The organism is Catenuloplanes nepalensis (assembly GCF_030811575.1).
GTDB lineage: Bacteria > Actinomycetota > Actinomycetes > Mycobacteriales > Micromonosporaceae > Catenuloplanes > Catenuloplanes nepalensis.
In genome coordinates this window covers 463,729-482,240 of the sequence record NZ_JAUSRA010000001.1, presented here as the reverse complement: position 1 = coordinate 482,240, position 18,512 = coordinate 463,729, and the positions used below count along the sequence as shown (strand labels likewise).

Below are 18,512 nucleotides of genomic sequence, written 5' to 3'. Positions count from 1 at the left end.
GCCCGGGTGGGGGTCAGCTCCATCGGTTCTCGTCCGGCAAGGGAGTGTGCACATGTCCATGTTCGATCCCCCACCTGACGCCCGTCCGCTGGGCCCGCTGCTGACCGCGCTGCGCCGCGGCCTCGGCTGGAGCCAGGACCGGGTCGCGGAGCAGCTCTGTGCCGCGTCCGGCCGGCACACGGTCACCCGGCACGAGGTCAGCCGCTGGGAGCGTGCGGAGCGCGTGCCCAGCGCGTTCTGGCGCCGCTGGCTGGCCACGGTGCTCGGCGCGGACCCGGCCGACCTGGCCCGGTCCGCCGGTGCGGTCCACCGCGCGCTGCCCGCCGGGCCCGGCCCGGTCACCGCCCTCCCCGGCCGGGCCGGCACCGCCACCGGCCCGGCCGGGCCCGCCGCGGACCCGGTCGCGGAGACCGCCCGCCTGCGCCGAGCCGCGCACGCCTGGCTGACCACGCCGTCCGGCGCGGACATCCCGGCCGCGCGGGCCGCACCGGCGCTGACCCGGCGGCTGCTGCGGCTGGCCGGCACGGTGGTGACCGTGCCGGGCGCCGCCGGTCCCGCCGCGCTGCCCGGCCTGCGCCGGCTGGACGATCTGGTGGGCGGCGCCGATCTGGCCGCCACGCTGGGCCGGCGGCTGATCGCCGCGCACGCCGAGCCCGGCCTGGCGGGGGCGGCCGGGCTGGCCCCGGTCGCCGAGGGCGCGCAGCTGCTCGGCTGGGTGGCCGCGGACGCGGGCCGGTGGCGTGTCGCGATCGCGGCGCACCGGGTGGCGCTGCAGGCCGCGCACGCCGCCGGGGACCGGCCGCTCGCCGGTTACGTGCTGTCCTCCGCGAGTCACCTGCTCACCGAGGCCGGCGACCCGGCCACCGGCCTGCTGCTGGCTCGCACCGCCTGGTCCGGCGCCGCCCGGTCCGGTGGCGCGACCGGCCGGGCGCTGCTGCTCCACCGCGCCGCGCTGGCCTACGCGCTGTCCGGCCGGCACCGCGAGGCCGACGTCGCGCTCGCCGCGGCCCGGCGCGCGGCCGACCGGTCCGACCCCAGGCGTGACCCCGCCTGGCTCTACTGGTTGACGCCCGAGGAGCTGAACGGCATGACCGGCCGCTGCCAGGCCGCGCTGGGGCGGCCGATGCGGGCGGTCGGCCCGCTGCTCCTGGCCGCCCGGGCCGCGCCCGGCCCGCGCACCGCCGCGCTGCACCGCGCCTGGCTCGCCCGGGCGTTCGCGGACGGCGGCGACGTGGAGCGCGCCTGCGCGGCCGGGTCGGCCGCACTGCACGACGCGATCCGGGCCGGGTCCGTGCGGGCCGCCACGCAGGTGTGCCGCCTGCAGACCCGCATCTCCGCGCACGCCACACACCCGGCCGCGCGGCGGCACCGCGAGGAGTTCGCGGCGGCCCGCGACCTCCTCGCGGACGTCCGGCCGGCCGGGTAACGCGCCCGTCGGCCCCGGTGGGCGGCCCGGCACCACTCCGGGCGGCCCACCGGGCCCGCCACCGGCACCCGCGTGCGGGCCTGCGCCGCAGCCCGGCCATCACGGCCTGGGTCTGTGCCGGTGTCGACGTGAGGGCCGGAGCGAGGCGAGGTTCAGGTGTGGTGAAGTGCGCGGCGCGGAAGCCCTCATACCGGTGTCGTGTGTGGGCTCGTGCGGCGCGCGGCCGGGCGGCGCCTGGGCCACGCCGCGGCCCGTCTCCCACTTCGGTACAGGCGCTAGCCTCTGGTGGTGACCAGCACCGTTTCCCCGGTCGACCGCCACGGTCTGCGCGCCCGCGTCGACAAGGCCCTCACCGCGTTCCTCGCGCACCAGCGCACCCGCATGCACGACATCGACGACGCGCTCCGCGACGTGACCGCGGCGCTGGAGGCGTTCGTGCTGCGCGGCGGCAAGCGGCTGCGCCCGGCGTTCGGCTACTGGGGTTACCGCGGTGCCGGCGGCATCGACTCGGACGCGGTGGTCACCGGCCTGTCCGCGCTGGAGCTGGTGCAGGCCAGCGCGCTGATCCACGACGACCTGATCGACCGGTCGGACACCCGGCGCGGCGAGCCGTCGGTGCACCGCCGGTTCGCGGCCCGGCACCGCGCGGCCGGCTGGCACGGCGACCCGGACGACTTCGGCGCGTCCGCCGCGATCCTGCTCGGCGACCTCTGTCTGGCCTGGTCGGACGAGATGCTGCACGGCGCCGGCCTGGACCCGGAGGTGCTGGCCCGGGCGCGCGGCGCGTTCGACGAGATGCGCACCGAGGTGATGGCCGGGCAGTACCTCGACGTGCTGGCGCAGAGCGACGGCGACACGTCCGCGGAGCGGGCCGCCAAGATCGCCATTTACAAGTCCGCGAAGTACACGGTCGAGCGACCGCTGCTGCTCGGTGCCGCGCTGGCCGGCGCGGCCGCGCCGGTGCTGGCCGCCTACTCCGCCTACGGCCTGCCGCTCGGCGAGGCGTTCCAGTTGCGCGACGACGTGCTCGGCGTGTTCGGCGACCCGGCGCAGACCGGCAAGCCGGCCGGCGACGACCTGCGCGAGGGCAAGCGCACGTTCCTGATCGCGGCCGCGCTGCGCGAGGCGGGCCCGGCGGACCGGGACGCGCTGCTGGCCGGCCTCGGCGACCCGGCGCTGGACCCGGCCGGTGTGGACCGGTTACGCGCGATCATCACGCAGACCGGCGCGCTGGCCCGGGCCGAGGAGCGGATCACCGCGCTGACCGGGACCGCGCTGGCCGCGCTGACCACGGTGCCGCTGGACCCGGAGGCGCACGACACGCTCACCGCGCTCGCGGCCGCGGCCACCCGCCGCACCATCTGACCCGCGCCACCACCGCCTCCGCCAGGGTGATCCAGGCGTCGTTCAGGTCGTTCCAACGACGACCTGAACGACGCCTGGATCACTGCGAGCCGGCGGGCGTGCGATGCGCGAGGCTAGAGCCTGTATCGACGTGGGAGACGGGCCGCGGCCCCCACCTCGACACAGGCTCTAGAAGCCGGCGGACTGGGCGCGCCGCTTGACCTCGGTCGCCCGGGGTCCACCCAGCGCCGCAGCGGGCAAACCGGGCAAAGTGCCATCTTCGGTGTAGAGCCACTCCAAAGCCTCTTGGTCGTTGTAACCAGCGTCGTGCAGCAACGTGAGGACGCCGGGGAGGTGCTTGAGCACGGTGCTATTGGCCACCAGCTCAGCGGGCACCCGCATGATGCCGTCACGACGGACCGCCAGCAGCGCGCGATCTCGGATCATCTGGTGCACCTTGCTGATGCCCAGGTCCAGGCGCTCGGCGACGTCCGGCAGGGTCAGCCACTCGGCAGGACCCGGGGTTTCACCGGCATTCACATCACGGGGTTCGTTCACCGCCCCACCCTCGCATGCCGCGGTCGCGGCGAGTCAGCGGATCCCCCACCGGATCGGCCGGCCGGCTCGCCCTGCCCCGGCGAAAGGAAGCAACCACACGTGAGCATCTTGCGGATCGTCCGCGACGAGGCGGCGGGCGCCTGGCGATCGCTGCGGTACGACCTGGACCGGCGCGGCGCGGAGGCGCCGCGGGCCTACGGCTACGCCGGCTTCGAGCCGGACGCCGAGGACCTCTCCGGGTACGGCCGTCCGCCCCGCCGCCTGCTGGCCGCGGGCGCGTTCGGCGTGCTGGCGCTGGTCGGCGCCGCGGGCACCTACGTCACCGTGGCGAACAGCCTGGACTCGGTGCTGAACACGGACGCGTCCGCGCCGCGCAGCGCACCGGAGATCCCCGGCCTGCCGGCGCCCGCGCCGTCCCCCGGCCCGAACCTGTTCCCGGCCGCGCCCGCGGTGCCGGACGCGGCGCAGCCGTGGACCACCTCGGCGAGCCGGCCGGTGCCGCCGCCGCAGGCCACCACCGCGACCGCGACCGCCCGGGGCGTGGCGCCGATCCCGGGCCGGCCCGGACGCGCGGTCGAGGCGGCGCCGACACCGGTCGTACCGACGCTGCCCGGCTCGCCGTCGACGACCGGGTCGCCGGGTGCCACCGGGTCGCCGGGTGCGACGGGCTCGTCCGGCGTGACGGGGTCGCCGGGCCTGCCGGTGCCGACGCCGACCTCGCCGCCGGACGACCGGCCGTCGCGCTGGCATGGTCACGCGCCGGATCAGATTCCCGACTGGCCCGATTGGCCGGAACCGCCGGATTTTCCGACAGCGCCTCCGGAGATTCCCGAGTCGATGACGCCCGCCCCGGGCGTGGACGGCACCGGGCCGGGGAGCGGGGACACGATCGGGGAGGCGCCGAGCACGCCCGCGATTTCCGGAAATATCGTGAATCGGCGGGCGAATGCCGCGGGCGGCACCGGATACTAGCGGGCCAGCACGGGTCGTAGCGGGTCACTAATCGGGCACTCTCCGTACGGAGGGTGCCCGTGACGTATTCGCTATGGCATCCTGGTCTGCCGGTTATACAACGACACTTAGACTTCAGGCCGATGGATACTCAGGTCGCCGACGAACTTCTGGGCTCGCTTGTCGACGGGCGCTACCGCATTCGCGGTCGTGTCGCCCGTGGTGGCATGGCGACCGTGTACACCGCTACCGACGAGCGCCTCGAGCGCACGGTCGCGCTCAAAATCATCCACCCGTCACAGAGCCGCGATCCACGCTTCCTGGAGCGGTTCACCGACGAGGCGAAGACGATAGCGCGGCTGACCCACCCCAACGTGGTCGCCGTCTACGACCAGGGTGTCTACCGCGGCCTGCCCTACCTGGTGATGGAGTACGTGCGGGGACGCACGCTGCGCGACATACTCGCCCAGCGGCGCCGGCTGGAGCCGGGCGAGGCGCTCACCATCCTGGACCAGATGCTGGCCGCGGTCGCCGCCGCGCACCGCGCCGGCCTGGTCCACCGCGACGTCAAGCCGGAGAACGTGCTGGTCGCGGAGCCGCCGAGCGGCGGGCTGATGGACGCGGTGGTCAAGGTCGCGGACTTCGGCCTGGCCCGCGCGGTCGAGGCGAGCGCGGAGGACGAGTCCGGCGGCGGCCAGCTGATGGCGACCGTGGCCTACGTGGCGCCCGAGCTGGTCTCCGAGGGCAAGGCGGACACGCGCACCGACGTCTACGCGTCCGGCATCGTGCTGTTCGAGATGCTCACCGGCCGCGTGCCCTACGACGGCGACCAGCCCATCGAGATCGCCTGGGCGCACGTCGACAACGACGTTCCCGCACCGTCCTCGCTGGTCCCGGGCCTGCCCGCGTCGGTGGACGCGCTGGTCCGGTCCGCCACCCGGCGCGACCCGGCGGCCCGCCCGCCGGACGCCGGCCGGCTGCTCACCGCGGTGCAGGCGGTGCGCGACGAGTTGGGCAGCACCTCGCCCGCGCCACCGGCAGCGCCGCTCCGCCCCGGCGACGCCGCGACCGCGCGCATGCGGCCGGTCTCCGAGCCGACCCAGATGGTCACCCAGGTCCAGCAGCCGGTGGTGGACGACCGACCGTCCTGGTCGCGCCTGCCCGGTCAGCCGGAGCGGGCCCGCCCGCAGACCTATCCGGCGGGCAGCTACACGCCCACCGGCGGCACCTACTCCTCCGGCGCGCCCGGCACCTCCGGCGGTACCGCGTACGGCACGCCCGGCGGCGGTGCGTACGGCACGCCCGGCGGTGGTGCGTACGGCACGCCCGGCGGTGGTGCGTACGGCGCGCCCCGGCGCCCGGCACCGGTCGACAACCAGCGCACCCGCATCGCACTGATCGCCGGCGCCCTGGTCGTGCTGACCGTGCTGCTGGTCGGCGGCTGGTGGCTCGGCTTCGGGCGCTACACCAGCGTGCCCACCGCGACCAACCTGACCCAGGCGGAGGCGCAGAGCGCGCTGACCCAGGCCGGCTTCGTGGTCCAGATCGGCGACGGGCGCTACGACGCGGCCGTGCCGAAGGACTCGGTGGTCGCGCAGGAACCGCCGGGCGGCAGCCGGCTGACCCAGGGCTCGGTCGTCACGCTGATCCTCTCGCTCGGCCCGGAGCGGTTCACCGTGCCGGACGTGGTCGGCAAGGACTTCGCCGTGGCCAAGCTGGAGCTGGAGAACCGCGGGCTGGGCGTCGACCGCGCGCCGGACAAGTTCGACAACGCGATCCCCGAGGGCTTCGTCGTCGCGATAGAGCCGAAGGAGAACGCCGAGGTCAAGCCGGGTGACCGGGTGACGGTCACGGTCAGCAAGGGCCGTGCGCCGATCACCGTGCCCAGCCTGATCGGCAAGAACGTCAACACGGCGCGCGCGGAGCTGGCCGCGCTCGGGCTGAACCTGCTGGAGGAGCGCAAGGACGACCCGAACCGGGCACGGGACGAGGTCATCGCGCAGGACCCGGCGGACGGCACGGGCGTGGAGGAGGGCGCGGACATCCGGGTGACCGTGAGCAACGGCCCGCCGCAGCTCACCCTGCCCCGCGTGGTCGACCAGCCCTGCCCGGCCGCGAAGGCGCAGCTGGAGGCCATGGGCCTGCGGGTGCGCACCGACGTCAACCCGAACGCGACCGTGCGTTTCCAGAACCCCGGGGAGAACACCCCGGTCGACCCGAACACCGAGGTTGTGCTCACGTGCTTCTGACAGACCGGCCGATCGGCGCGCACTCCCCCACCGCCGGCGGGCTGGCCAAGGCCGCGCTCCCGCACCTGGACGCGATCGGCGGCGAGGCCGTCCAGGTCTACGTGTCGAATTCGCGGGGCTGGGCGCTGCCGGCCGGCAACCCGGCGCAGGACGTGCTGTTCCGCGACGGGTGCGCCGAGCGCGGCCTGCCCGTCTTCATCCACGCGGCGCTGCTGGTCAACCTGGGCTCGCCCACGGCCACGACCGTGGAGAAGTCGGTCGCGACGCTGGACCACGCGCTGCTGCGCGGCCGCGCGATCGGCGCGTCCGGCGTGGTGTTCCACGCGGGCAGCGCGGTCGACGCGGAGTACTCCGAGACCGCGCTCAAGCAGGTCCGCGAGTCGCTGCTGCCGCTGCTGGACGCGGCGGCGGAGGCGGGCGGGCCACGCCTGCTGGTCGAGCCGAGCGCGGGCGGCGGGCGCTCGCTCGCGGCCCGGGTGGAGGACCTCGGCCCCTATCTCGCGGCGGTCGACAACCACCCGTGGCTGGGCGTCTGTTTCGACACCTGCCACGCGTGGGCGGCCGGGCACGACGTGGCCGTGCCCGGCGGCATGACCGCCACGCTGGATGCGCTGGTCGCGACGGTCGGCCCGGACCGGCTGCGGCTGATCCACGCGAACGACTCGAAGGACCCGTGCGGCTCGACCCGCGACCGGCACGAGTCCATCGGGAAGGGCACGATCGGCGAGGAGCCGTTCGCGGAGCTGCTGCGGCACCCGGCCACCGCGGGCGTTCCGGTGGTCGTGGAGACCGCGTCCGAGGGCACCGTCGGGCACGCCGCGGACGTGGCGACGCTCAAGCGCCTGCGTACCCCCGTGTGATCTTCAGGGAATTTGAGCCTTCTTGGGCGGCGGGCCTTGCCTGGCCTGGGTGTTTAGGGCACCCTTACCAAGGTAAGGCTGACCAATCCGGAGGACGTCCGTGTTCGCGTGCATCTGTAAGCGGGTTCGCGAGTGCGAGGTCCGGTCCGTGATTCAGGGAGGCGCCCGGACGAAGCGGTCGGTGGCCGAGGCGTGCGGCGCCGGCACCGGCTGCGGCACGTGCGTCCGGCGGATCGGGCAGCTCATCGACGAGGAGACCGGCGCGCAGGCGCTCAGCCAGGCCTCCTGACCCTGCCCTAACATAGTGTTTCCTAATAAACTTCCCTAATCGGGCATATTGCTACGCTCCCCTCCACGGCAACGAACGTGGGGGGTATGAAGCCATGCACGGCGACGCACGCGTCATCGAATTCCTGAACGAGCAGCTCACCGCGGAGCTCACCGCGATCAACCAGTACTTCCTGCACGCCAAGATGCAGGAGAACTGGGGCTACACGGTGCTGGCCAAGCACACGCGGGCCGAGTCGATCGACGAGATGCGGCACGCGGACGTCCTGACCGACCGGATCCTCTTCCTGGAGGGCCTGCCGAACTACCAGAAGCTCTTCGCGCTGCGGATCGGCGAGACCGTCAAGGAGCAGTTCGACTGCGACATGAAGATCGAGCGCGAGGCCGTCGACCGGCTGCGCGAGGGGGCCTCGTACATGCGCTCGATCGGCGACATCACGTCCGCCAAGCTCTTCGAGGAGATCCTCGCGGACGAGGAGCACCACATCGACTACCTCGAGACGCAGCTGCACCTGATCGAGAAGTTCGGTGAGGCGCTCTATCTGCAGAACGTCACGGAACACCCGGTGGCCGGATAAAAGCCATCAACGGGTACGGGCGGGAACTCGATGAGTCCCCGCCCGCTCGTTCACTGCCCCTGCGCGTTCAGCACGTCGACCACGAAACGCAGGTCGCCGGTCGGCCGGCCGCTGCCGTCGTCCTGATCGCCGTAGGCCAGGTCCGGCGGGAGGTCCAGGATGATCCGGCTGCCCACCGGCACGTTCATCAGGCCCTGCTCCCAGCCGTCGATCAGCTGGCCCATGCCGATCGTGAACTCGATCGCCTCCTGCCGGCTCCACGACGAGTCGAACTCCTCGCCGGTGCCGTAGAGCACGCCCACGTAGTTCGCGGTGATCAGGTCGCCCTCCTTGGTAGCCGGGCCGGTCCCCTTGATCACATACGTGATCTTCGGCTTGCCCGCCTCCAGCTTGCCCGCGCCCTTCTCCACCACCGGCTTCGTGCTCAGCGCCGGGTCGGCACCGGCCGGGACCGGCGGGAACGGCACGGCCGGCGGCAGCGACGGCTCCTCGGACGGCACGGTCGGCGCGGCGCTCGCCTCGGCCACCGGATCCGCGGAGCGGCTGTCCGCGAAGTAGACCGCGCCGACGATCACCGCGACCACGGCGAGACCGAGCACGGCCACGCCCATCGCCTGCCGGCCGGCCCTGCGCTTCCGCGCGCGCTGCGTCTCTATGCGCAGCAGCTCGCGCTTCTCCGCCTTGGTCAGCGGACGCGCCTCCTCGGCCTTCCCGCTGTCGGCGCCCTCGGCACCGTCGTCGCCCTCGGCCTTCTCGGCCTCGTCGACGGCGTCGGCATCGGCCTGCGCGTCGACGGCCTCGTCCACGGCCTTCACGTCCACGGCCTTCGCGTCGGCAGCGTCGGCAGCGTCGGCAGCATTAGCGGCGTCCGCGGGATCGGCGGCAACGGCAGGGGCGGCGGCGTCGCCGGCCTTACCGGCGGGCGCGGCCCCGACCGTACCCCCGGCCGGGGCCTTGGTCTGGCTCCTGGTCTGGTCCTTGCTCCTGTCCGCCGACTCGTCGATGACGTCCGCCTTCTTCGGCGCCGTCGTCTCGGACTTCTCCGTTCCGACCGGATCGCTCATCTGTCTGTCGACTCCCGATGGACAAGGGCGCGGCTGCGGCCCGTAACGGCGAATAGCTTGAATTTCTCGGTACACCGTAATGCCTGAAGCTGGACGCGACCTACCCGGGAGCACGCGGATCGGTACGGTTGGTGCCATGAGCGACCAGACCATGGTCGGCTTCGGCGCGAAACAGGCCTGGCTGGCCGTGCGCGACGCCGATCCCGCCGAGATCATCAATGCGATGGAACTGCGCGACCTCGGCCCGGTCCCGTGGCGCGACGGCATCGACCTCGCCTACCTGACGGACGACCGCCTCGTGCTCACGCCGCCGCTGCCCGGCGCGGACGCCGCCGCCTGGACGCTGGTCACCGGCCGCTGGCTGCTCACGCCGGCCGCCCGCACCGCGCTCGACCTGGCCGACCTGTCCGAGTCGCTGGGCACGGAGGTCCAGTCGTTCGCCACCCACCGGGTCGGCGAGGTGCACTCCTGGCGCCGCGCGGTGAAGGGCACGCTGACCCGCGCGTTCGGCTACATCGGCGAGTCCGGCGACGTCACGGCCTGGCACGGCACGCCGGACGAGGCCGAGCGCGCGGCCGGTCTCCCGGCCGAGCTGGACGACGACACCACCGTGGTCGTCTCCGAGCGGGACGTGCTGCGCGTCGCCGCCGCCTGGAGCATCGACCCGACCGGCCTCACCGGCCGCCACGCCGCCGGCCCACTGCGCGCCGCCGCCGCACCGTAAGCGCGCTTTGTCAGGGCGTCCCCGTGCTGTTGGAACAGCATGGGGACGCCCTGATCATGGGTCTAGGTCAGCAGGTCGAGGAGGACCTCGGCCGCGTGGTCGATGCCGGCCGAGTCCACGTCCATGTGCGTGACCAGGCGGACCGCGCGCGGGCCGACCGGGGAGATCAGCACGTCGTGCTCGCGGGCCGCCGCGACCAGCCCGGCCGCGTCCAGCGCGGTCTTGGTCAGGTCGAGCCGCACGATGTTGGTGCGCACCGCGTCCGCGTCGACCACGCCGGCCGGCGCCAGCGCGGCCGCCAGCCGGGCCGCGTGCGCGTGGTCCTCGGCGAGCCGCGGGATGTGGTGGCGCAGCGCGTGCAGGCCACCGGCCGCGATGATGCCGGCCTGGCGCATGCCGCCGCCGAGCCGCTTGCGGATCACCCGGCCGCGGGCGATCGCGGCCCGGTTGGAGACGAGCACCGAGCCGATCGGCGCGCCGAGGCCCTTGGACAGGCAGACCGAGACCGAGTCGAAGAGCCGGCCGTAGACGTCCAGCGGCACGCCGGTGGCGACGTGCGCGTTCCACAGCCGGGCGCCGTCGCAGTGCAGGCCGAGGCCGTGGCGGTCACACAGCGCGCGGACCCGCCGCAGCGTGTCCAGCGGGATGATCGTGCCGCCAGTGCGGTTGTGCGTCTGCTCGACCGCGATCGCCCGGGTCGCGTTCGTGTCGTAGCCACCCGGCACCCTGATCATGCCCTCGACCAGCTCCGGGTCGAGGGCATCGCCCACCGCCGGCCAGGTGCGGGAGGAGATCCCGCCGTAGACCGCCGCCGCGCCCATCTCGTAGATCAGCACATGCGCGTCCGCGTCGGTCAGCAGTTCCTCGCCGGACGGGACGAGCAGCTGAAGCCCGATCTGGTTCGCCATCGAGCCGGTCGGCGTGAACAGCCCGGCCTCGTGCCCGAGCAGCGCCGCGACCTCGTCCTGCAGCGCGTTGACGGTCGGGTCCTCGCCGTAGACGTCGTCGCCGACCTCGGCCGCGGCCATCGCGGCCCGCATCTCGGCCGTGGGCCTGGTGAACGTGTCCGACCTCAGGTCGACGTCAGCCACGCAGCATCTCCGCCACCAGGAAGGCGAGCTCCAGCGACTGCTGCGTGTTCAGCCGCGGGTCGCATGCGGTCTCGTACCGGCTGGGCAGGTCGAGGTCCGCGATGCCCTGCGCGCCGCCGAGGCACTCGGTGACGTCCTCGCCGGTCAGCTCCACGTGGATGCCGCCCGGGTGGGTGCCGAGCTGGCGGTGTACCTCGAAGTAGCCGAGCACCTCGTCGACGATCCGGTCGAACTGCCGGGTCTTGTAGCCGTTCGACGACTCGATCGTGTTGCCGTGCATCGGGTCGCACTGCCAGACGACCTTCGCGCCGGCCGCGGTGACCTTGTCGACGATCGCGGGCAGCGCGTCCCGCACCTTGTGGTTGCCCATCCGGCTGATCAGCGTGAGCTTGCCGGGCACGTTGTCCGGGTTGAGCCGCTCGCACAGCTCGATCGCGGTCTCCGGCGTGGTGGCCGGGCCGAGCTTGACGCCGACCGGGTTCGCGATCCGGGAGATGAAGTCGATGTGCGCGTGGTCGAGCTGGCGGGTGCGCTCGCCGACCCAGAGGAAGTGGCCGGAGAGGCAGTACGCCCTGCCGTCCGAGACGCGGGTGAGCGCGCGGTCGTACTCCAGCGCCAGCGCCTCGTGCGAGCAGGCCAGGTTGACCGTGCGCAGCGCCTCGTCGTCGCGCAGCCCGCAGGCGCGGATGAACGACATGGCCCGGTCGATCTCGCGGGCGATCGCCTCGTAGCGCTCGCCGGCCGCGGAGGACTTCACGAAGTCCTTGTTCCAGTCGTGCACCGCGTGCAGGTCGGCGAGGCCGCCGCTGAGGTAGGCGCGCAGCATGTTCATCGCGGCGGCGGAGTTCGCATACGCCCGGATCATGCGCTGCGGGTCGGCGACGCGCGCCTCCGGCGTCGCCTCCAGCGAGTTGATCATGTCGCCGCGGTAGGCCGGGAGACCCAGCGAGTCCAGCGCGGCGGAACGCGGCTTCGTGTACTGCCCCGCGACGCGGGCCACCTTGATCACCGGCAGCGACGCGCCGTAGGTGAGCACGACCGCCATCTGCAGCAGCGTGCGCGCGTTGGCCAGCAGGTGCGCCTCGGTGTTGTCGGAGAACGTCTCCGCGCAGTCGCCGCCCTGGAGCAGGAACGCCTTGCCCTCGGCGACCATCGCGAGCCGGGCCCGCAGGTCGTCCACCTCGTACGGCGCGACGATCGGCGGCACGGTGTCGAGCACCTTGCAGACGGAGGCGACCTCGTCCATGTCCGGCCACGGCGGCATCTGCACGCGTGGCAGCGTGCGCCAGCGGTCGAGGCCCAGCGCCTCGGCCTCCTCCGCGTCGGTGGTGGGGCGGCTGGTCTGCAACGCGACCGAGCCGACGGCGGGATGACTCAACTGATGCCACTCCTGACGCATGGCGACAACATTACGGCGGCCCGTTGATCATCAAAAAACGGAGGGCCGCGCTTCCTGTGCATTGGGAAGCGCGGCCCGCTACCGCCCCGACCACTCGCCCCCGACCGGATCGAAAGCGGCCTCCGTCAGCTAATCCAGCAGCTCAGTCACGGTGCCCGCGGCCACCGTCCGGTTGCCCTCGCGCACCGCGAAGCCGAGCCCGGCCGCCATCGCGACCGGCCGGTCCAGCGCCACGCCGAGCGACACCGTGTCGCCCGGCATGACCATCCGCACGTCGCCCAGGTCCATCGCGCCGGCCACGTCCGCGGTCCGGAAGTAGAACTGCGGGCGGTAGTTGGCCAGGAACGGCGTGTGCCGGCCACCCTCGGCCGCGGTCAGCGCGTAGAGCTCGGCCCGGAAGAGCCGGTGCGCCCGCACCGAGCCGGGCACGGCCACCACCTGGCCGCGCACGACCTGGTCCCGCTTGACGCCGCGGAGCAGCACGGCCGCGTTGTCCCCGGCCTCGGCCGCGAGCAGGCTCTTGCCGAACGTCTCCATGCCGGTCGCGACCGTCGTGATCGGCTCGCCGAGCCCGACCACCTCGACCGGCTCGCCGAGGCGCAGCGTGCCGCGCTCGACCGCGCCGGTGACCACGGTGCCGCGGCCGGAGATGGTGAGCACGTTCTCGATCGGCATCAGGAACGGCTCCTCCAGGTCCCGCGGCGGCTCCGGCACGTAGCCGTCGACCGCGTCGAGCAGGTCCGCGATCGACTGGGTCCAGCGCGGGTCGCCCTCAAGCGCCCGCAGCGCGGAGACGCGCACGACCGGCACCTCGTCGCCCGGGAAGCCGTACTCGCTCAGCAGTTCCCGCACCTCCAGCTCGACCAGGTCCAGCAGCTCGGCGTCCTCGACCGCGTCCGCCTTGTTCATGGCGACCACCAGGTGCGGCACGCCGACCCGCTTGGCCAGCAGCACGTGCTCGCGCGTCTGCGGCATCGACCCGTCCTGCGCGGACACCACCAGGATCGCGCCGTCGACCTGCGCCGCCCCCGTGATCATGTTCTTCACGTAGTCGGCGTGCCCCGGCATGTCCACGTGCGCGTAGTGCCGCGTGGCCGTCTCGTACTCCACGTGCGCAATGTTGATCGTGATCCCCCGCTGCACCTCCTCCGGCGCCCGGTCGATCCCGTCGAACGACACGTAGCTGTTGACCTGCGGGTACCGCTCGGCCAGCACCTTCGTGATCGCGGCCGTCAGCGTGGTCTTCCCGTGGTCGACGTGCCCCATCGTGCCGATGTTGAGGTGCGGCTTCGTCCGCACGAACTGGCTCTTCGCCATGACCTTTCCCAGGGTTCCAAGAATGCATTCGAACAGCAGGCAGCAAAACGCGGGCGGACGCCACTCCGCAGCCATTTGAATGGCATGACTCCGCGCCAGAACCGCGCGACAGAACCCCCAGGGCATCAAGGCCACACGGGGGTACGACGGGAGCACCCTCCTCCTCCGGTCCTGCTGGAGCGGGAGAAGGGTCAGCTATCCAGTCGTCGGGGCATGACGGCGAGCGCGCCGGACCGGCAACCGCCGGTGCGCACCTCAAGCCCATTCATGCCGAACATGAGCAAGACAGTAGCGCGGAGAATCGCGAACTGCCACCCCTATGAAAGGGCCTGCCCTCACCACCGGGTGGACGGTGGTGAGGGCAGGCGTCCTTGCGAAGGGAATAACTAGTTGAGGCCGTTCTTCACGGCGGTGATGAGCTCGCCGTTGGTGGTGTCGCCGGACAGCTCCCAGAAGAACGCGCCGCCGAGACCCTGCTGCTTCGCGTAGGTCATCTTGCCGGTCATCGTCGCCGGGGTGTCGTAGCTCCACCAGTTGTTTCCGCAGTAGGCGTAGGCCGTGCCGCCGACCGTGCCCGTCGCCGGGCAGGAGTTCTTCAGCACCTTGTAGTCGTCGATGCCGGGCTCGTACTTACCGGGCGCCGGGCCGGTGGCGGTGCCGCCGGGGGCGGCCTGCGTCACTCCGGTCCAGCCGCGGCCGTAGAAGCCGACGCCGAGCAGCAGCTTGTCGGCCGGGATGCCCTTCGCCCTGAGCTTCTGAATCGCGGCGTCGGAGTTGAAGCCCGCGGTCGGGATGCCGTTGTACGCGGTGAGCGGCGAGTGCGGGGCGGTCGGGCCCTGCGCGGCGAACGCACCGAAGTAGTCGTACGTCATCGGCATCAGCCAGTTGAGGTTGTTGATCGCGCCGGCGTAGTCGGTGGCATCGATCTTGCCGCCGTTGCTGCCGTCCGCCGTGATGGCCGAGGTGATCAGCGCGCTGGGGCCGAACTTGGTGCGCAGCGCCGCGATCACGTTCTTGTACGCGTTCGGCCCGCTCGAGTCACAGGTGAGGCCGCACGCGTTCGGGTACTCCCAGTCGATGTCGATGCCGTCGAAGACGTCCGCCCAGCGCGGGTCCTCGACCACGTTGTAGCAGGACTCGGCGAACGCGGTGGGGTTCTGCGCGGCCTGGGTGAAGCCGCCGGACCAGGTCCAGCCGCCGAACGAGTAGATCACCTTGAGGTGCGGGTACTTCGCCTTGAGCTGGCGCAGCTGGTTGAAACTGCCCCGCAGCGGCTGGTCCCAGGTGTCCGCCTGGCCGTTGACGCTCTGGTCGGCGGTGTAGGACTTCTCGTACGCCGGGAACGTCTCGCCGACCGAGCAGCGCCCGCCGGTGGTGTTGCCGAACGCGTACAGGATGTGGGTCAGCTTCGCGGCGGAACCACTGGTGTCGATGTTCTTGACGTGGTACTGCCGATCGTAGACACCCCACTCCGCGAAGTAGCCGACGACCTTCTTGCCACCGGGGTTCGGCGGCGGCGTGGTCGTGGGCGGCGGGGTGGTCGGCGGCGGGGTGGTCGGCGGCACGGTCGTCGGAGGTGCCGTGGTCGGCGGCGTGGTGCCACCGCCGCAGGAGACCCCGTTGATCGTGCAGGCAGTCGGTGCCGCGAACTTACCGGTGCCCACGTAACCCCAGGTCACGGACGCGCCCGGAGCGAGGCTGCCGGCCCAGCTCTTCTTGACGGCGGTGTAGGTGTTACCGCTCCTGGTGACGTCCGCGTCCCAGGAGCTGCTGATGGTCGAGCTCGCCGGCAGCGTGAACGTGATGCTCCAGGTGGCGACGGCGGCGTCGGAGCCGTTCGTCACCTTGACGGCGACCTCGTGGCCGGTCCCCCAGTCGGAGCTGGCGGTGAAGGTGGCGGCGATGCTGCCCGCGGCCATCGCGCTGACGGCCGGGACTGCGGTGGCGGCCAGGGCCGCGACGACCGCACCCGCCAGCAGCCCGCGGCGGACGGATTTCCTCATGGCGTCTCCAGATCGATTAGGAAACTTTCCTAAGAGTGAAGGCGCGTGTCGGGTTCCCGTCAAGATGTCGATACATGGATTTATCAATTTCTTAGGGCAACGGACGATCCGGACGCCTACGCGGCGTAACGTCCAGTCCCATGACCGTCTTCGACGTCGAGATCAACTCGCTCACCGGCGCGCCCGCGAGCCTCGCCCAATACCGCGGCAACGCGCTGCTCATCGTCAACGTGGCCTCCAAGTGCGGCTCGACCCCGCAGTACAGCGCGCTGGAGGGCCTCGCCGAGGAGTTCGCCGACCGCGGCCTCGTCGTGCTCGGCGCGCCGTGCAACCAGTTCGGCGGCCAGGAGCCCGGCACCGCGGAGGAGATCGCCGAGTTCTGCGCCACCACCTACGGCGTCACCTTCCCGATGACCGAGAAGCTCGACGTCAACGGCCCGGACCGGCACCCGCTCTTCACCGAACTGTGCAGCACGCCGGACGCCGACGGCGAGGCCGGCGACGTCCGCTGGAACTTCGAGAAGTTCCTGGTCACCCCGGACGGCACGGTCGCCGCCCGCTTCCGCACCCCGGTCAAACCGGACGCCCCCGAGGTCCGCGAGGCCATCGAGAAGGCACTCCCCCGCTAAAAGCATCAAAAGCGGATATTCCCGCTTCCGGCGTGCCCACGTCCCAGTGCTCCCGCGGGCACCGGTCGGCCGCGGGCGGCCTCCCTGCACGTTCCGCGACACTCCGGCAAACCCCACACCCCACCACGCCCACACCCAGCACCCAGCACCCAGCACCCAGCACCCAGCACCCAGCACCCAGCACCCAGCACCCAGCACCCAGCACCCAGCACCCAGCACCCAGCACCCAGCACCCAGCACCGACACATGATCGGGGCGTTGGTCATGCTGTCCTAGCGGCATGACCAACGCCCCGCTCACGGCGCGGACAGCGCGGCAAGCCCGGACAGCCCGGCAAGCCCGGACAGCGCCGGGGTTTCGGTGACCAGCATTCAACCGCAGCGACGAGCGCCAGTGCCGACCGGCGCCCTATGCCCGAAATGCCGACTTGGGAGGCGGGCCTATCGCCCCGACACTGCCTTGCGCCCCGGGCAGGCCGACGGCGGTGCCTGAGTGATCAATCAGTTGAGCAAAAGATAGGTCAACTAGCGAAGTTGACCTATCTTTTGCTCAACTGATTGATCACTCAGGGCCGATTGGCGGACGATCTGTGGGATGGAGACCCGACACGGCTGATAGATGGGGACATTTCGGGCGCGGGATGCCCGGACCACGAGGACTGCGGAACGCCCGGACCACGAGGGTTCCTGCAGCTTCCGCCGATCTTCCGCGGAACCGTGACACCTCCGCCACCCGGTGTGGGAGCGGCTCGCCGCGCTGCCCGACACCAACCCGTAATCGGAGCGTCCCTCATCTGCCCCAACAGCCTGAGGGGCGCCCCAATACACGGCCTGGCGACGGGGCGCCCGGCGGGCACGGGACCCGGCGGGCACAGCACCCGGCGGGCACAGCACCCGGCGGGCACAGCACCCGGCGGGCACAGCACCCGGCGGGCACAGCACCCGGCGGGCACAGCACCCGGCGGGCACAGCACCCGGCGGGCACAGCACCCGGCGGGCGCGGGGCCCGGCGGGCGCGGGAGCGCGTGGGGTTTCGGTGACCGGCGTCGGAACCCGCAGGGAGGAGCGCCAGCGACGACCGGTGCCCGCGGGAGCATGCGGCCTGTGCCACGCTGGAAGCGGGAAAGCAGGATCCTGAATTTGATCTTGATGTGGGTTCAGGTGGGGCGGCGGCCGGCGAAGCCGCACTCGAGGCGGTGGTACCAGTCGATGCTGCGGTCGCCCTCCAGCCAGCACCAGAGGACCGGGCGGCCGTCGAGTTCGCCGGGGAAGTCCAGCAGGATCGGTGCCAGGTTCTTGATCTGGATGCCGTTCTGTTCGAGCAGCTCGACCGTGGCGTAGATGCGGGCGTCCAGCGCCTTGATCTCCGCGACGCCGCCGAACGCGCTCTCGATGCCGTCGGCCAGGTCGGCCTTGAGCTCCGCCAGGTCGGCGCGGAGCGTTATCAGTTCGTCGATGCGCGGGCGCAGGGTGGCGATCAGCTGCCGGGCCTCGGCCAGTGTGAACACGACCCTCAGTATGGGGCATTCGTTGATCAGCACATGCGCCTGCCCGATCTATCCTGCTTCTCACCGCATCGTGTCGTGGCGGACGCGGACCTCGACGGGGTGATCGTGCCGGGTCTGCGCGCCGAGTTTCACCGTCGCGCGGCCCCGGACGGGACCGAGTCCGTCGGCGTCTACAGCTACGCGGGCGAGACGATCTTCATGGCCTGGGGGTACGTCGGCGAGGAGCACTGCCGCTTCACCGCGCTCCGCGAGACGTCCGGTCGCTGGGGCGAGCCGGCCCCGGGATGCCCGCCGGTCCGGACGCACCGGGACGGCGGGCGGGTCACTGCCCTCACGGTCGGGGATCACGTGCTCCCCATAGACCTCAGTGACTCGCCCGCCGCCGACCCGTGCGGTTCCGGTCCGGACGTGCCGCCGCCGGCCACAGAGGATTTTGACCAGTCAAAGCCCAGGGACTGGCCGGCCTCCGCAGCCGACAGCGGGGTTCACTCCGGGACCCTCAATCCCGGAATTCGCCGGTGAGT

Annotated in this window: 17 protein-coding genes; 10 read left to right on the top strand and 7 right to left on the bottom strand. The window is 72.3% G+C overall.

The genetic code is table 11. The features are described 5' to 3' along the window. Nucleotides 1-52 precede the first annotated feature (52 nt). Nucleotides 53-1,426, top strand: coding sequence for a helix-turn-helix domain-containing protein (locus J2S43_RS02125; RefSeq protein WP_306826835.1), 1,374 nt, complete (start codon nt 53-55; stop codon nt 1,424-1,426). Between the two features lie 381 nt (nt 1,427-1,807). Continuing rightward, nucleotides 1,808-2,791 carry a polyprenyl synthetase family protein gene (locus J2S43_RS02120; RefSeq protein WP_370881736.1) on the top strand — a complete coding sequence of 328 codons (984 nt, stop codon included), beginning with the start codon at nt 1,808-1,810 and terminating at the stop codon, nt 2,789-2,791. A gap of 168 nt (nt 2,792-2,959) precedes the next feature. Here J2S43_RS02120 and J2S43_RS02115 read toward each other — a convergent pair whose 3' ends face one another. Continuing rightward, nucleotides 2,960-3,328, bottom strand: coding sequence for an Rv2175c family DNA-binding protein (locus tag J2S43_RS02115; protein WP_306826834.1), 369 nt, complete (start codon nt 3,326-3,328; stop codon nt 2,960-2,962). Nucleotides 3,329-3,427: 99 nt separating this feature from the next. On the opposite strand from J2S43_RS02115, the gene J2S43_RS02110 reads away from it, so the two are divergent. The 5 genes from J2S43_RS02110 (at nt 3,428) to bfr (ending at nt 8,254) form a co-directional block, all read left to right on the top strand. After that, the gene (locus tag J2S43_RS02110) at nt 3,428-4,300 is read left to right on the top strand and encodes a hypothetical protein (protein ID WP_306826833.1); all 873 of its coding nucleotides are present in this window, start codon (nt 3,428-3,430) and stop codon (nt 4,298-4,300) included. A gap of 122 nt (nt 4,301-4,422) precedes the next feature. Next, on the top strand, nt 4,423-6,528 hold the full coding sequence (locus J2S43_RS02105; RefSeq protein WP_306826832.1) for a Stk1 family PASTA domain-containing Ser/Thr kinase: 2,106 nt from the start codon (nt 4,423-4,425) through the stop codon (nt 6,526-6,528). Next, complete coding sequence (locus J2S43_RS02100) at nt 6,519-7,388, top strand: deoxyribonuclease IV (RefSeq protein WP_306826831.1); 870 nt, start codon at nt 6,519-6,521, stop codon at nt 7,386-7,388. Before J2S43_RS02105 ends, J2S43_RS02100 begins: the two co-directional genes overlap by 10 nt. Nucleotides 7,389-7,488: 100 nt before the next feature. Then, entirely contained in the window at nt 7,489-7,677 is a 189-nt protein-coding gene (locus tag J2S43_RS02095) for a (2Fe-2S)-binding protein (protein ID WP_306826829.1), read from the top strand. Nucleotides 7,678-7,771: 94 nt separating this feature from the next. After that, a complete protein-coding gene (gene bfr / locus J2S43_RS02090; RefSeq protein WP_306826828.1) occupies nt 7,772-8,254 on the top strand; it encodes a bacterioferritin in 483 nt (160 codons plus the stop codon). 50 nt (nt 8,255-8,304) lie between these two features. On the opposite strand, the gene J2S43_RS02085 is transcribed toward bfr, so the two are convergent. Continuing rightward, the gene (locus tag J2S43_RS02085) at nt 8,305-9,318 is read right to left on the bottom strand and encodes an FKBP-type peptidyl-prolyl cis-trans isomerase (RefSeq protein WP_306826827.1); all 1,014 of its coding nucleotides are present in this window, start codon (nt 9,316-9,318) and stop codon (nt 8,305-8,307) included. 136 nt (nt 9,319-9,454) lie between these two features. On the opposite strand from J2S43_RS02085, the gene J2S43_RS02080 reads away from it, so the two are divergent. Continuing rightward, a complete protein-coding gene (locus tag J2S43_RS02080) occupies nt 9,455-10,042 on the top strand; it encodes a hypothetical protein (protein WP_306826826.1) in 588 nt (195 codons plus the stop codon). A 62-nt stretch (nt 10,043-10,104) separates the two neighbouring features. Here J2S43_RS02080 and J2S43_RS02075 read toward each other — a convergent pair whose 3' ends face one another. From J2S43_RS02075 to J2S43_RS02060, 4 genes are all read right to left on the bottom strand, one after another. Then, on the bottom strand, nt 10,105-11,133 hold the full coding sequence (locus J2S43_RS02075; RefSeq protein ID WP_306826825.1) for a threonine aldolase family protein: 1,029 nt from the start codon (nt 11,131-11,133) through the stop codon (nt 10,105-10,107). Next, nucleotides 11,126-12,532 carry a class II 3-deoxy-7-phosphoheptulonate synthase gene (locus J2S43_RS02070; protein ID WP_306826824.1) on the bottom strand — a complete coding sequence of 469 codons (1,407 nt, stop codon included), beginning with the start codon at nt 12,530-12,532 and terminating at the stop codon, nt 11,126-11,128. The genes J2S43_RS02075 and J2S43_RS02070 overlap by 8 nt, the downstream gene beginning before the upstream one ends. 129 nt (nt 12,533-12,661) lie before the next feature. Next, complete coding sequence (gene tuf, locus J2S43_RS02065) at nt 12,662-13,849, bottom strand: elongation factor Tu (protein ID WP_306826823.1); 1,188 nt, start codon at nt 13,847-13,849, stop codon at nt 12,662-12,664. A gap of 386 nt (nt 13,850-14,235) precedes the next feature. After that, on the bottom strand, nt 14,236-15,852 hold the full coding sequence (locus tag J2S43_RS02060) for a glycosyl hydrolase family 18 protein (RefSeq protein ID WP_306826822.1): 1,617 nt from the start codon (nt 15,850-15,852) through the stop codon (nt 14,236-14,238). 140 nt (nt 15,853-15,992) lie between these two features. On the opposite strand from J2S43_RS02060, the gene J2S43_RS02055 reads away from it, so the two are divergent. Continuing rightward, nucleotides 15,993-16,481 (top strand): glutathione peroxidase, encoded by a 489-nt coding sequence (locus J2S43_RS02055; protein ID WP_306826821.1) that lies wholly within the window; start codon nt 15,993-15,995, stop codon nt 16,479-16,481. 1,156 nt (nt 16,482-17,637) lie between these two features. Here J2S43_RS02055 and J2S43_RS02050 read toward each other — a convergent pair. Next, nucleotides 17,638-17,988, bottom strand: a complete 351-nt coding sequence (locus J2S43_RS02050) for a DUF2203 domain-containing protein (RefSeq protein WP_306826820.1) — start codon at nt 17,986-17,988, stop codon at nt 17,638-17,640. Between the two features lie 75 nt (nt 17,989-18,063). Between J2S43_RS02050 and J2S43_RS02045 the strand changes: the two genes are divergently transcribed. Next, entirely contained in the window at nt 18,064-18,510 is a 447-nt protein-coding gene (locus J2S43_RS02045) for a hypothetical protein (protein WP_306826819.1), read from the top strand. Nucleotides 18,511-18,512: the final 2 nt, after the last annotated feature.

Excerpts from the sequence above, each read along its gene's own strand:
- J2S43_RS02085 (WP_306826827.1), bottom strand. The coding sequence starts at position 9,318 with ATGAGCGATCCGGTCGGAACGGAGAAGTCCGAGACGACGGCGCCGAAG.
- J2S43_RS02060 (WP_306826822.1), bottom strand. The coding sequence starts at position 15,852 with ATGAGGAAATCCGTCCGCCGCGGGCTGCTGGCGGGTGCGGTCGTCGCG.
- J2S43_RS02120 (WP_370881736.1), top strand. The coding sequence starts at position 1,808 with ATGCACGACATCGACGACGCGCTCCGCGACGTGACCGCGGCGCTGGAG.
- J2S43_RS02055 (WP_306826821.1), top strand. The coding sequence starts at position 15,993 with ATGACCGTCTTCGACGTCGAGATCAACTCGCTCACCGGCGCGCCCGCG.
- tuf (WP_306826823.1), bottom strand. The coding sequence starts at position 13,849 with ATGGCGAAGAGCCAGTTCGTGCGGACGAAGCCGCACCTCAACATCGGC.
- J2S43_RS02070 (WP_306826824.1), bottom strand. The coding sequence starts at position 12,532 with ATGCGTCAGGAGTGGCATCAGTTGAGTCATCCCGCCGTCGGCTCGGTC.
- bfr (WP_306826828.1), top strand. The coding sequence starts at position 7,772 with ATGCACGGCGACGCACGCGTCATCGAATTCCTGAACGAGCAGCTCACC.
- J2S43_RS02105 (WP_306826832.1), top strand. The coding sequence starts at position 4,423 with ATGGATACTCAGGTCGCCGACGAACTTCTGGGCTCGCTTGTCGACGGG.
- J2S43_RS02080 (WP_306826826.1), top strand. The coding sequence starts at position 9,455 with ATGAGCGACCAGACCATGGTCGGCTTCGGCGCGAAACAGGCCTGGCTG.
- J2S43_RS02125 (WP_306826835.1), top strand. The coding sequence starts at position 53 with ATGTCCATGTTCGATCCCCCACCTGACGCCCGTCCGCTGGGCCCGCTG.